At 71.3% G+C, this 13,262-nt stretch carries 12 protein-coding genes; 10 read left to right on the plus strand and 2 right to left on the minus strand.

The annotated features are described in order from the left end of the window. Window positions 1–7: 7 nt before the first annotated feature. Window positions 8–1,213 (plus strand): bifunctional phosphopantothenoylcysteine decarboxylase/phosphopantothenate--cysteine ligase CoaBC, encoded by a 1,206-nt coding sequence (gene coaBC / locus ACT53Q_RS15415; RefSeq protein ID WP_476187533.1) that lies wholly within the window; start codon window positions 8–10, stop codon window positions 1,211–1,213. Here coaBC and ACT53Q_RS15420 read toward each other — a convergent pair. After that, on the minus strand, window positions 1,122–1,664 hold the full coding sequence (locus ACT53Q_RS15420) for a helix-turn-helix domain-containing protein (protein ID WP_476187534.1): 543 nt from the start codon (window positions 1,662–1,664) through the stop codon (window positions 1,122–1,124). The two genes, coaBC and ACT53Q_RS15420, sit on opposite strands and share 92 nt — an antisense overlap. Window positions 1,665–1,734: 70 nt before the next feature. Between ACT53Q_RS15420 and ACT53Q_RS15425 the strand changes: the two genes are divergently transcribed. Beyond that, window positions 1,735–2,610: a class I SAM-dependent methyltransferase gene (locus tag ACT53Q_RS15425; protein ID WP_476187535.1), complete on the plus strand. Its 876-nt coding sequence runs from the start codon at window positions 1,735–1,737 to the stop codon at window positions 2,608–2,610. 73 nt (window positions 2,611–2,683) lie between these two features. Here ACT53Q_RS15425 and ACT53Q_RS15430 read toward each other — a convergent pair whose 3' ends face one another. Next, window positions 2,684–3,646 (minus strand): CsgG/HfaB family protein, encoded by a 963-nt coding sequence (locus tag ACT53Q_RS15430; protein ID WP_476187536.1) that lies wholly within the window; start codon window positions 3,644–3,646, stop codon window positions 2,684–2,686. 247 nt (window positions 3,647–3,893) lie between these two features. Here ACT53Q_RS15430 and ACT53Q_RS15435 point away from each other — a divergent pair, with 247 nt between their 5' ends. From ACT53Q_RS15435 to ACT53Q_RS15470, 8 genes are all read left to right on the plus strand, one after another. After that, complete coding sequence (locus ACT53Q_RS15435; RefSeq protein ID WP_476187537.1) at window positions 3,894–5,906, plus strand: M1 family metallopeptidase; 2,013 nt, start codon at window positions 3,894–3,896, stop codon at window positions 5,904–5,906. Window positions 5,907–5,916: 10 nt separating this feature from the next. Beyond that, a complete protein-coding gene (locus ACT53Q_RS15440; RefSeq protein ID WP_476187538.1) occupies window positions 5,917–6,909 on the plus strand; it encodes an alpha/beta fold hydrolase in 993 nt (330 codons plus the stop codon). Window positions 6,910–6,951: 42 nt separating this feature from the next. Further along, entirely contained in the window at window positions 6,952–7,668 is a 717-nt protein-coding gene (locus tag ACT53Q_RS15445; RefSeq protein ID WP_476187554.1) for a hypothetical protein, read from the plus strand. A 7-nt stretch (window positions 7,669–7,675) separates the two neighbouring features. Further along, window positions 7,676–8,425, plus strand: a complete 750-nt coding sequence (locus ACT53Q_RS15450) for a glycoside hydrolase family 25 protein (protein WP_476187539.1) — start codon at window positions 7,676–7,678, stop codon at window positions 8,423–8,425. 64 nt (window positions 8,426–8,489) lie between these two features. Continuing rightward, window positions 8,490–8,768: a DUF493 family protein gene (locus ACT53Q_RS15455; protein ID WP_476187540.1), complete on the plus strand. Its 279-nt coding sequence runs from the start codon at window positions 8,490–8,492 to the stop codon at window positions 8,766–8,768. Between the two features lie 59 nt (window positions 8,769–8,827). After that, window positions 8,828–9,523: a lipoyl(octanoyl) transferase LipB gene (gene lipB / locus ACT53Q_RS15460; protein WP_476187555.1), complete on the plus strand. Its 696-nt coding sequence runs from the start codon at window positions 8,828–8,830 to the stop codon at window positions 9,521–9,523. A gap of 1 nt (window position 9,524) precedes the next feature. Then, the gene (gene lipA, locus ACT53Q_RS15465; protein ID WP_476187541.1) at window positions 9,525–10,535 is read left to right on the plus strand and encodes a lipoyl synthase; all 1,011 of its coding nucleotides are present in this window, start codon (window positions 9,525–9,527) and stop codon (window positions 10,533–10,535) included. Between the two features lie 215 nt (window positions 10,536–10,750). Beyond that, on the plus strand, window positions 10,751–12,928 hold the full coding sequence (locus tag ACT53Q_RS15470) for a carboxy terminal-processing peptidase (RefSeq protein ID WP_476187542.1): 2,178 nt from the start codon (window positions 10,751–10,753) through the stop codon (window positions 12,926–12,928). The last annotated feature ends 334 nt before the right edge of the window (window positions 12,929–13,262 follow it).

Consider the following 13,262-nt stretch of genomic DNA (forward strand, 5'->3'; position numbering starts at 1 on the left):
CCCCGCGATGGCGCTGACCGGTCGACGCATCCTGCTCTGCGTGTGCGGCGGCATCGCCGCGTACAAGGCGGTGGAACTGGTGCGGCGATTGCGCGAGGCCGGGGCCGAGGTGCAGGTCGCGATGACCGCGAACGCCCAGCGCTTCGTCGGCGCCGCCAGCCTGCAGGCGGTGTCCGGGGTGCCGGTGCGCGGCACGCTCTGGGACGAGGCCGCCGAGGCCGCGATGGGTCACATCGAACTGGCGCGCTGGGCCGATCGCGTGGTGGTGGCGCCGGCGACCGCCGACATCCTCGCCAAGCTCGCCCATGGTCTGGCCGACGACCTCGTCAGCACGCTGTGCCTGGCGACGACCGCGCCGATCGCGGTGGCGCCGGCGATGAACAACCGCATGTGGCTGCACCCGGCCACGCAGGCCAACGTGGCGACGCTGCGTGGCCGCGGCGTGCAGGTGATCGGGCCCGACGACGGCGCCCAGGCCTGCGGCGAATTCGGCCCGGGCCGGCTGCGCGAGCCGCCGGAGATCGTGTCCGCGCTGGCGCAGGCCGATGCCGCGCCGGTGGCGCAGGACCTCGCCGGCGTGCGCGTGCTGGTCAGCGCCGGGCCGACGTTCGAGGACCTCGACCCGGTGCGGTTCATCGGCAACCGCAGCAGCGGCAAGATGGGCTTCGCGATCGCTGCCGCCGCCGCCCGCCGCGGCGCCGAGGTGGCGCTGGTGGCCGGGCCGGTGACGCTGTGCACGCCCGCGGGCGTGCGCCGCACCGACGTGCGCTCGGCCGCGCAGATGCGCGACGCGGTGCTGGGCGCATTGCCGGCCGACGTCTACATCGGCGCGGCCGCGATCGCCGACTACACGCCGCGCGTGGTGTCGCCGCAGAAGATCAAGAAGACCGCGCAATCGGGCGACGGCCTGACCGTCGAACTGGTGCGCACGCCCGACGTGCTGGCCGAAGTGGCGTTGCACGCGCAGCGCCCGCGGGTGGTGGTGGGCTTCGCCGCCGAGACCAACGACGTCGAGCACTACGCCCGCGACAAGCTGGTGCGCAAGCAGCTGGACATGATCGCCGCCAACCAGGTCGGCCGCGCCGGCTGCGGCTTCGAGAGCGACGACAACGCGCTCACCGTCATCGACGCCGAGACGTCGCACGCCCTTGGCCCCGGGCCGAAGACGGTGCTGGCGGATGCGCTGCTGGATCTGGTGAAGACGCGGCTGTAGCCGGCGTTCGCGGCCTGCGCGTCCGTGCGGGCGGCACCGGCGGTGCCACGGTTTCCAGTCGCCCTTCTGCCGCGGCGTGCAGCAGGCGGCGGAACGTCGGGCATTCCAGATGGCTCGGTGCCGGACACACGGCCGCATGCCGCAGCCCGTCGCGCAGCGCGCCGAGCCGGCGGATGGTGTGGTCCAGCGACGTCGCGCGCGCCTCCAGCGCGCCGCGATCGATCCGCGGCTTGCCGTCCTCGCCGAACATGGCCGCGATCTCGTCCAGCGGGAAGCCGGCCACGCGGCCGAGTGCGATCAGCGCCAGGCGATCGAGCACGTCCGCATCGAACAGGCGGCGCAGGCCACGCCGCCCGACGGAGGCGATCAGGCCCTTTTCTTCGTAGTAGCGCAGGGTGGAAGCGGGCAGGCCGGAGCGCCGCGCGACCTCTGCGATATCCAGGTCCGGCATGGGCTTGACCTCAAGTCGACTTGAATTGGCAGAGTGCGGTTTCCGCCAGCGTCCGACAAGGGACATCGCCATGCACGCCCCCACGCACGACTCCCCCGCCCCCGGCATCGATCCGGGTCCCGAAGACCAGGCCGCCCTCTGGAACGGCCCGGCCGGGCATGCCTGGGTGGAGGTCCAGGCGATCCTCGACCGGATGTTCGCGCCGTTCGAGCCCATGCTGGTCGAGGCCTGCGTCGCCGCCGGCGGCGGGCGCGTCCTCGACGTGGGCTGCGGCACCGGTGCGGTCACCCTCGCCGCGGCGCGGGCGCTGGGCGCCGGGGCCCGCTGTACCGGCGTCGACGTGTCCGCGCCGATGATCGCCCTGGCGCAGGCGCGCGCCGAGGCCGAGGCTGTGCCGGTCGCCTTCGTGCAGGCCGATGCCGCACGCCATCCGTTCGCGCCAGGGGCGTTCGACGCGATCATCTCGCGCTTCGGCGTGATGTTCTTCGACGATCCGACCGAGGCCTTCGTGCACCTGCGTTCGGCCGCGCGCCCCGGGGCGACGCTGCGCTGCGTGGCGTGGCGCGAGGCCGCCGACAATCCGTTCATGACGGCCGCCGAGCGCGCGGCGGCACCGCTGCTGCCGGGGCCGGCCCTGCGCCGGCCGGACGGACCGGGGCAGTTCGCTTTCGCGGACCCGGCGCGGGTCCGCGCGGTGCTCGCGGCGGGCGGATGGCAGGACATCGCGATCGTGCCGGTCGATGTCGCCTGCACGTTCGCGGCCGCGGACCTGCCGGTGTACCTGGCGCGGATGGGGCCGCTCGCCCGGCGTCTGGACACGCTCGCCGACGACGCGTTGCGCGCGCAGGTCGAAGCGGTCGTGGAGGCCGCGTTCGCGCCCTTCGTGCAGGGCGATGTCGTCCGCTTCGATGCGGCCTGCTGGCGGATCGATGCCCGGGCGCCCTGAGCCGGTGCTTCCGCGGAGCAACGAAAAAGGGCGCCGAAGCGCCCTTTTCCTTGCGTGATGCGTGAAGCCGCGATCAGCGCGACAGCTCGATCAGCGTCGACGAGACCCAGCCCTTGTTGCCGAGTTCGTCCTCGACTTCCCACATCATCCCCTCCTTGTTGCCGGTGGGGTACAGCATCATGCCCGGGTCGAGGCTGCGGACGACCTTGGTGCCCTTGGGCGTGGTGAACAGGCGAGCGGGCTTGGCCACGGTGACCGCCTGCTGGGCGTTGGCGGCCGAGGCGTTGGCCGGCAGGCCGCCGAGCTGGGCGACGATGTCGGTGTAGGCCTGCAGGTAGGCGAGGGTGATGACCTGGCCGATCTCGGTGTTGGCGTAGCCGCTGGCGCCCGCGGCGCCGAAGCCGCTGTAGCCGAACAGTCCGCCGCCGGCGCCCCAGCCGAGGTCGGTCTTCTTGGCGCTGCCTTCGGCCATCGCGACCTGCTCGGTCGAGCGCACGTCGGTGACGGTCAGCACCACGTCGGCGGTCTTGCGCTTGAGGTCCACGCCGCCGAGCACCGCGCCGGCGCGCCCGCCGACGAGGCCGCCCAGCAGGCCGCCGATCGCGTTGCCGCCGGCGTTGCTGTTGGCGGAGATCAGGTCGGGGACCATCACGTAGTCGGCGGCCTTCATCTGGCCCTTGCCGACGTTGGAGCGGCCGCGCAGTTCACCGCTGGCGCCGAGGGCACGCTCGCGCTGGGCGGCGTCGAGGCCGGCACCGCGGTCGACGAGGGTGAAGCAGCGCGACTTGCTGATGAAGACCTTGATGAGTTTCGACGGCGCCGGCAGCTGCTGGCCGCTCCACCAGTCGGTGGCGTCTTCGGGTTCGAGCACCGAGATCGTGCCCAGCGGCTTGGCGCAGGTCGGGATCTGCGCGACCTTCTCCTTGCGCTCGTCCTGCGCGCTCTTGGCGTTGGCGGCGGGTGCCACCACCGCGGCGAGGGCGAGGGTGAGCAGGCTGGCCTGCAGCAGGACGGACGAACGGACGGAACGGATCATGGCGAACGATGGCCTCGGAATGGGATGTTCGGGAAGTCGCCGGTGCGCCCCCGGCGCGGCTGCGGCATTGTCGCGCCGGGTGACCGGCAAGTCGATACAACGGCCGCGCCGTCGACGTGCGGCCAGCGGCGACCGCGACCGCGGCGGCGCCGTTGGGGTGGCCGTCAGGTTGGGGGTAGGTCCGGCGGAACCGGTCCCGGTCCGGGCGGGTACACTGGCGGCTTCCCCGTCCGCCCCGTGTCCGCCCATGCGCGCCTCTTTCCTGGCCCTGCCCCTGCTCGCCTCCTTGTCGATGACCGCCTGCCAATCCGAGTCCGACACCGCTGCCGCCCCCGCGGCCGCGCCGGCCGCCGCTGCCGCCCCCGCGGCGCCGCTGGACGAACATTCCTACGCCGATCCCAAGGCCGTCGCGGTGTCCAACCTCGCGCTGGACCTCGCCGTCGACTTCGACAGCAAGACCCTCGCCGGTATCGCCACGCTGGACCTGGACTGGAAGGACAAGGCCGCGAAGGCGCTGACCCTCGACACCCGCGACCTGACCATCGACAAGGTCGAGGGCGCTGACGGCAAGGGCGGCTGGGCGCCGCTGACGTTCAAGCTGGCCGCCGCCGACCCGGTGCTGGGCAGCAAGCTCACCATCGACACGCCGGCCCGCAACCCGGAAGTCCGCATCACCTACAAGACTTCGCCGAGCGCCTCCGGCCTGCAGTGGCTGGAGCCGTCGATGACCGAGGGCAAGCACCTGCCCTTCATGTTCAGCCAGTCGCAGCAGATCCACGCCCGCTCGTGGGTGCCGCTGCAGGACACGCCGAGCGTGCGCTACACCTACACCGCGCACGTCACCTCGCGTCCCGACGTGATGGTGCTGATGAGCGCCGACAACGACCCGAATGCGGTCCGCGACGGCGACTACACGTTCAAGATGCCGCAGAAGATCCCGTCGTACCTGATGGCGATCGCCGCCGGCGACCTGGTGTTCAAGCCGATCTCGCCGCGCAGCGGCGTGTGGGCCGAGCCGGCGATGGTCGACAAGGCCGTGGCCGAGTTCAGCGACACCGAGAAGATGATCGCCACCGCCGAGTCGTTGTACGGCCCGTACCGCTGGGACCGCTACGACCTGCTGGTGCTGCCGCCGTCGTTCCCGTACGGCGGCATGGAGAACCCGCGCCTGACCTTCGCCACGCCGACCGTGATCGTCGGCGACAAGTCGCTGGTGTCGCTGGTCGCGCATGAGCTGGCGCACAGCTGGTCGGGCAACCTCGTCACCTTCTCCAGCGCCAAGGACGCCTGGCTCAACGAAGGTCTCACCACCTACGTCGAGGGCCGCATCACCGAAGCCCTGTACGGCAAAGATGTGGCCGACATGGAGAAGGTGATCGACCGCAACGAGCTGAAGAAGGAATTCGCCGACCTCGACGAGAAGTACCAGCGGCTGGCCGAGAAGCCCGGCACGCTGAAGGACCCGGACGACAACAGCAGCGCCACCGTCTACACCAAGGGCGCGTGGTTCATGCAGTTCCTGGAAGAACGCTACGGCCGCGAGAAGTTCGATCCGTTCCTGCGCGGCTACTTCGACCACTTCGCCTTCCAGAGCATCGATTCGCAGCAGTTCGCGAAGTACGCCAAGGCCAACCTGCTGGCGAAGAACCCGGGTCTGGTGACGCCGGCCGAGTTCGACGCGTGGCTGTACGAGCCGGGCATCCCGTCGACGGCGCCGCAGGTGCAGGCCCGCCGCTTCGGCGTGGTCGACTCCGCGCGCATCGCGTGGCTGGGCACGCAGCAGCTGCCGCCGGAGGCGCTGACCAAGGAATGGACCACGCAGGAATGGGTCCACTTCATCGAGAGCCTGCCGGAGACGCTGACCCCGGCGCAGCTGGCCCAGCTCGACGGCGCCTACCATTTCACCGGCACCCCGAACGGCGAGATCGCGCAGCGCTGGTATCCGCTGGCGGTGCGCAACGGCTACACCCAGGCCAACGACGCCATCGCCGCGTTCCTCGAGCGCGTCGGTCGCCGCAAGCTGATCATGCCGACCTACGAGGCGCTGGTGCAGACCGAGGCCGGCCTGGCGCTGGCGAAGCAGGTGTTCGAGGCGGCGAAGCCGGGCTACCACCCGATCACCACCGGCTCGGTGCAGAAGACGATTGAGAACGCCAAGCCGGCCGCCGCGCCGGCCGCCGCGCCGGCGGCGGATTCGGGCACGACGCCTGCCGCGGCCCCGGCCGCCGCCACGCCGCCGCCCGCGGCGCCGGCGAAGTAACGGCGTCGCCGTGGCGCGCGTGACCCCGCGCCAGGCGCGCTGGGCGAATGCCATCGCGGGCGCGATCCTGCTCGCGATGGCGTTCGCGGTCTGGCGCGATCCCGGGTTGGTGATCCGCATCGAATTCGCCAAGCAGCGCCTGCTGCTGGGCGGCAGCGCGCGCGACAGCGTCGCCGGCGGGCATCGCTGGGTCTGGACCGAGATCGACGCCAAGCGTGCCGACGCGCCGACGCTGGTGCTGGTGCACGGCTACACCGGCAGCAAGGAGAACTGGTACCGGATGGCGCGCGCCTTCGGCGGCCGCTACCGGCTGGTGATCCCCGACCTGCCCGGCTGGGGCCAGAGCGAGCGCAAGCCCGGCGGCGACTACGGTTACGTCGCCCAGAGCCAGCGGCTGGCCGACTTCCTCGCGTTGCCTGAAGTGTCGGGCGGCAAGCCGGTCACGCTGGTCGGGCATTCGATGGGCGGCGGCATCGCCGCGCTGACCGCGGCCCGGTATCCGGACCGCGTCGGCCGCGTGGCGCTGCTCGATGCCGCCGGCGTGCGCTTCGACGACAACGCCTTCGGCGAGGACGTGCTGGCCGGGAAGAATCCGTTCGCGGTCACCGACGAGGACTCGCTGCAGCGCTACCTGCACACCGCCTTCCACGACCCGGCGGCGATGCCGTACCTGCCGTGGCCGGTGAGCGGCATCTACATCGCCCAGCGCCGCCGCGACGCCGCGTTCGAGCAGGGCGTGCTGAACCGGATCGGCCGCGGCGACGAGGCCTTCCTCCCGGGGAAAGAGGCCGCGAACATCGCCCAGCCGTCGCTGCTGCTGTGGTGCGCCGAGGACGCGGTGATCGATCCCAGCGCGCTGCTGCTGTACGGCGCACGCATGCCCAACGCCAGCCGCGTGCTGCTGGAAGGCTGCGGCCATATGTCGCTGATGGAGCGTCCCGGCGAGACCGCGGGCGCGATCGACCTGCTGGTGAACCACGGCGCGCCCGCCGGGTCACCCTGACGGAGCGTTGAGATGCCGAAAGCGATGTTCCCGCGCCCCGCGTTGACGCGCCTGCTGCCGCTGGCGCTGGGCGTCGCCCTGCTGGCCGGCTGCGGCGAGGACCCGGAGGCCGTGAAGGCCGCCGCCGCCGAACAGGCCGCCGCGAACGAAGCCGCCGCCGAAGAAGGCGCGAAGGCGTTCGACGACGCCGTCGCCCGTGGCAACTGGACGCTGGCCAAGGCCCAGGCCGACCTGCTGCTGCACGACCACGCCGGCACCGCCGCCGCGGCCCGCGTCGAGACGCAGTACGCCGAGGTGAAGGCGAAGGCCGAAGCCGGGCGCGAGGCTTCCCGGCTCGCCGCGCTGTGGAGCTACGTCGCCACGCCGGTGAAGGGCGGCCAGCAGCGCTCGGCCAGCGTGTACGAGAAGGACGACGTGGACGTCGACGGCAGCGGCCCGGGCCGCGTGCAGCTGATCTTCCGCGACCATCCCGACTGGGGTCGCAGCAGCTACCTCGTGATCACCCGCGGCGATTTCGACTGCTACGGCGGCTGCCGCCTGCAGGTCAGCATCGACGGCGGCTCGCCGAAGTCGATGGCCGGCACCCGGCCGAAGACCGACGAGGCCATCGCCATGTTCGTCGACGACGAGAAGGCGCTGTGGCGCCTGGCGAAGTCGGCGAAGACGATCGAGATCGCCTTCCCGGCCAAGGGCCACGGCACCCGCAAGGCGCTGTTCGAGGTCGGCGGGCTGGATCCGGCGCAACTGCCGGGCTGGTGAGGCGCGGATGGCGCGTCGCCGCGCGGGACGGTCGCCGGCGTTCTCCCCGGCGCTGGCGCTGCTGGTCGCCGCGGCGGCGCTGGCGGCGATCGGCTTCGCCGCTTGGCGGACGTTCCGCGAATACCGGCCCGATCCCGAGCGCTACCCGCTGCGCGGCATCGACGTCTCGCACCACCAGCACGCCATCGACTGGGCGAAGGTCGCCGCGGACGACGTCGCCTTCGCCTACCTCAAGGCCACCGAGGGCGGCGATTACCGTGACGACGCCTTCGCCCGCAACTGGCGCGAAGCCCGCGCCGCGGGGCTCGCGGTCGGCGCCTACCACTTCTTCACCTTCTGCCGGCCCGGCGCCGAGCAGGCCGACAATTTCCTCGCCGCGGTGCCGGTCGAGGCCGACGCGCTCCCGCCGGCGGTCGACGTCGAGTTCGGCGGCAACTGCGGCCGCCGGCCGCCGCCGGAGGAACTGCGCCGCGAACTCGACGCCTTCCTCGCCAGGGTCGAACCGATCTACGGCCGGCGTGCAGTCCTGTACGTCACCGGCGACTTCCTCGACGCCAACGCCGCCGCGCTGCCGCCGCGCCCGCTGTGGCGCCGCTCGCTGTTCCGCGAACCCGGTCCGCTGGCGCAGTGGCGGGTGTGGCAGTACCACAACCGCGGCCACGTCGACGGCATCGAAGGCCCGGTCGACCTGAACGTGTTCTTCGCCGGCCCGCCGGCGTTCGCCCGCTGGCGCGCCACCGCATCGCCGCCACGTTGAGCGGACCGGGTCGCGGCCCGGCCGCGGACTTGGGTTGCCCCGCCCCCGGGCCCATAATGCCGCGATGAAAATCCAGTCCGACCATCCCGACCACGGCTTCCAGTTCCCCGGCGTGTTCGAGATCACCGCCATGGGTCCGGCCGGCGTCGGCCTGGAAGAGCGCGTGCCGCTGCTGCTGGAAGCCATCGGCATCGGCGTGCTGCGCGAGACGGTGGCCGCGCGCAACTCCTCGGGCGGGAAGTTCGTGTCGATCCGGCTGAGCATCGAGGCCGCGGATCGCCAGCGCTACGAGGCCGCGCACGCCGCGCTGCGCGCCGACCCGGACATCAAGTGGACCCTGTGACCGCCTGTGACGCGGCGGGGCCGGGCGCGGGCGCCGCGGGCACGCCGCGCGACGTTCCGCTGCGCGAGGCGCCTGCCCGTGAAGTGCTCGTCCGCGACCTCGGCCGCGTCGCCTACGCGCCCGTCTGGCGCGCGATGCAGGCCTTCACCGACGCCCGCACCGACGACACCCCGGACGAACTCTGGGTCGTCGAGCACGACCCCGTCTTCACCCTCGGCCAGGCCGGCAAGCCCGAACACGTGCTGGCGCCGGGCGACATCCCGGTGCTGAAGGTCGATCGCGGTGGGCAGGTGACCTACCACGGCCCCGGCCAGATCGTGATCTACCCGCTGCTCGACCTGCGCCGGCTGAAGCTGGGCGTGCGCGAGCACGTCTGCCGGATCGAGCAGGCGATGATCGACACCCTCGCCGACTGGAACATCCACGCGCAGCGCCGCGACGGCGCGCCGGGCGTGTACGTCGGCGACGCCAAGATCGGCGCGCTGGGCATCCGCGTCCGCCACGGCTGCACTTTCCACGGCCTCGCCTTCAACGTCGCCATGGACCTGTCGCCGTTCCACCGCATCAACCCCTGCGGCTACGCCGGTCTGCAGGTGACCGCGATGCAGGACCTCGGCGGCCCGGCCGCCTTCGACGCGGTCAAGCCCGCGCTGGTGCAGCACCTCGCCGACCGTTTCGGCCTGCGCGCGGTGCCGGCGCCGGCGCCCGATCTCGACGCCCTGTCCGCCCTCCACGCCACCCCACGGGCCGCCTGACATGTCCACGCTGCCGTCTTCCGAGAAGTCCATCCCGCTGACCGTGGTCGGCGACGCGCCCGCGTCGCTCGAACCGGGCGCCAAGCAGGTCGCCGCCGACAAGATCGCGCGCTCGCCGGTGCAGTTCGCCGAGGCGCCGGTGCTGCGCAAACCGTCGTGGATCCGGGTGCGGATTCCCTCCGGCAACGCGGTCGCCAACCTCAAGAGCAAGCTGCGCGAGAACCGCCTCGTCACCGTCTGCGAAGAGGCCAGCTGCCCGAACATCCACGAATGCTTCGGCCACGGCACGGCGACCTTCATGATCCTCGGCGAGGTCTGCACCCGCCGCTGCTCGTTCTGCGACGTCGCCCACGGCCGGCCCAGGCCGCCGGACGCCGAGGAACCGCAGAACCTCGCCCGCACCATCGCCGACATGCGCCTGAAGTACGTCGTGGTGACCAGCGTCGACCGCGACGATCTGCGCGACGGCGGCGCCCAGCACTTCGTCGACTGCATCGCTGCGATCCGCGCCAGCAGCCCGGGCACGAAGATCGAGATCCTCACCCCGGACTTCCGCGGCAAGGGCCGCATGGAGCGGGCGCTGGAGATCCTGGCGACCAGCCCGCCGGACGTGTTCAACCACAACCTCGAGACCGTGCCCGACTTGTACCGCAACGTGCGTCCGGGTGCGGATTACCAGTGGTCGCTGACCCTGCTGCAGCGGTTCAAGGCGCAGCACCCGGACATCGCGACCAAGAGCGGCATCATGCTCGGCCTCGGCGAGACGATGGAACAGGTCGAAGCCACCCTGCGCGACCTGCGCGCGCACGACGTCGACATGGTCACCATCGGCCAGTACCTGCAGCCCAGCGCGCACCATCATCCCGTCCTGCGCTACTGGACGCCCGAGGAATACAAGGCGCTGGAGGACTACGGCATGGCGCTGGGCTTCCAGCACGTGGCGTCCGGCCCGATGGTGCGCAGCTCGTACCACGCCGACCGCCAGGCGGCCGGGGCCGGCGTCGTCGCCTGACCCGCGGCACGGCCTGAACGGTCGCGCGACCTGCTCCCGGCTGAACGTCCGCAACGGCGTCCACCGGTCGGTTCCGCCTGCGCGACGGGCGGCATGACCAACGGTGCGACCTGCAACTTCCGACACTTTGCAGCGGTCCCATGCGGGTGCATGCTAGGTCCGGACATCGCCCCTGCGCATGCCGCCCCCACCGCGTTCCGTCCCCGAGAGTGCCGATGAAAGTTTCCAAAGCCCTGCCGGTTTCCCTGCTCGCCCTCGCGCTGACCGCGCCGCTGGCGTGGATCACCGCGCAAGCCGACGCCGGAAGTCCCTCGGCCGCACAGGCCAACGCCTCGAAGCTGGTCTACGGCCTGCTGTCCGACAGCCGTTACGCCTACCGCCCGCGCGCGCTCGACGACACCCTGTCCGCGGAGATCTTCAAGCGCTACCTCGACAATCTCGATCCCGGCAAGCTGTACTTCACCGCCGCCGACGTCGACCAGCTGTCGCGCTACCGCACCACGCTGGACGATGCGATCCGCAGCGGCGAAGTCACGCCCGCGTTCGACATCTTCACCCTCTACCAGACCCGCGTCCGCGAGCGCATCGCCCGGGCGCGTGCGATGCTGAACGAGGACATCTTCCGCTTCGACGGCCAGGACCGCTGGAACTACGACCGCAAGGACGCGCCCTGGGCCGCGAACGCCACCGAACTCGACGCGCTGTGGAAGCAGTCGGTGCGCAACGACTGGCTGCGCCTGAAGCTGGCCGGCAAGCAGCCCGACGACATCCGCAAGACGCTGGACAAGCGCTACGCCTCGACCGCCAAGAGCGTCGACCAGCTCAACGCCAGCGACGCGTTCCAGACCTTCCTCAACGCCTACACCAACACCATCGATCCGCACACCGACTACTTCGACACGCGCGAGGCCGAGCGCTTCAACCAGCTGATGAGCCAGTCGCTGGAAGGCATCGGCGCGCAGCTGCAGAAGCAGGACGACGTGGTGGTGATCCGCGAACTCATCCCCGGCGGCCCGGCGATCCTCAGCGGCAAGCTGAAGGCCGGCGATCGCATCGTCGCGGTCGGGCAGGGCACCGACGGCCCGATGGAGGACGTGATCGGTTGGCGCATCGACGACGTCGTCGACAAGATCAAGGGCGCCAAGGGCACGCAGGTGCGGTTGGACATCGTGCCGGCCGAGGCCGTGCTCGACAGCAAGCCGAACCGCATCGTGCTCAAGCGCGCCAAGATCCGCCTCGAAGAACAGGCGGCGAAAGGCGAGGTCATCACCGTGCCCGGCACCGACGGCCAGCCCGAGCGCCGCATCGGCGTGGTGAAGCTGCCGGCGTTCTACGAAGACTGGGAAGGCCGTCGCCGCAACTCCGACGACTACGCCTCCGCCAGCCGCGACGTCGCCAAATTGCTCAAGGGCTTCCGCGAACAGAAGCTCGACGGCGTGGTCATCGACCTGCGCAACAACGGCGGCGGCTCGCTCAACGAAGCCGTGGCGCTGACCGGCCTGTTCATCGACAAGGGCCCGGTGGTGCAGGCGAAGGAATCCGGCGGCCGCGTGCAGGTCGACGGCGACACCGACGCCGGCGTGGCGTGGGACGGCCCGCTCGCGGTGCTGATCAACCGCGGCTCGGCCTCGGCGTCGGAGATCTTCGCCGGCGCGATCCAGGACTACGGCCGCGGCCTGATCATCGGCGAGACCAGTTTCGGCAAGGGCACGGTGCAGAACCTGGTCGACCTCGACCGCTGGCCGCGCCCCGATGGCCAGCGCTTCGGCCAGGTGAAGCTGACGATCGCCCAGTTCTTCCTGCCCGGCGGCAGCAGCACGCAGAACAAGGGCGTGGTGCCGGACATCAAGTTCCCGGTGACGGTCGACGCCAGCGAGTTCGGCGAAAGCACCTACGACAACGCGCTGCCGTGGACCCGCATCGCCGCGGTGCCCTACACCCGCTACGGCGACTTCGGCCCGCTGCTGCCCAAGCTCGAAGGCCTGCACGCCGCGCGCATGGCCAAGGACACCGAGTTCAAGTGGTGGAGCGAGGACATCGCGCAGTTCCGCGAGGACAACGCGCGCAAGTGGATTTCGCTGAACGAAGCCGAGCGCCGCGCCGAGCGCGACCGCGACGCCGCCAAGCGCAAGCAGCGGCAGGCCGAGCGCAAGGCGATGGGCCTGGATCTCGATCCGCTGGCCGACGACACCGACGACGGCCTGACCGCCAGCGAGCGCGACATCGTCCAGGATGCCGCGCGCGAGAAGGCCGCGGAAAAGCGCCCCGATCCGCTGCTGCGCGAATCGGCCTCGGTCCTCGCCGATGCCCTGCGCCTGCTCGACGCGGACAAGCCGCTCTCCGCGCAGGTGTTGCTGACCGCGCCGACGGTGCCGGGGCACTGGGTGAACTGAGCCGCGACCAGCGCGATCGCTTCACGGAACGGGCCCTGCGGGGCCCGTTTCCGTTTGTGTCTCGCTTTGACTTCTGGCCTGCATCGTCCCGAAAGCATGTCCAGGCAGCGCACTGTCCCCCAATCGGAGACCCGGAGGGCGGCGGGCAGGAAGCCCGCCGTTTTTCGACGAGGCAGGACGCCTCGTCGAAAAATCCCGGCCGCGTTCCCGACGGCAGATTTGAAGTGGCCCTGAGTGTTTCTTTGGTGACTTTCTTTGAGGGTGTTGCCGAATCACCCCTCGCTCAGCCCCCTGAGCAGCCTTCTGGCTTCGGAGAGCCAGACCCAGCTCTCGG

Source organism: Lysobacter sp. DMC97 (genome assembly GCF_056313745.1).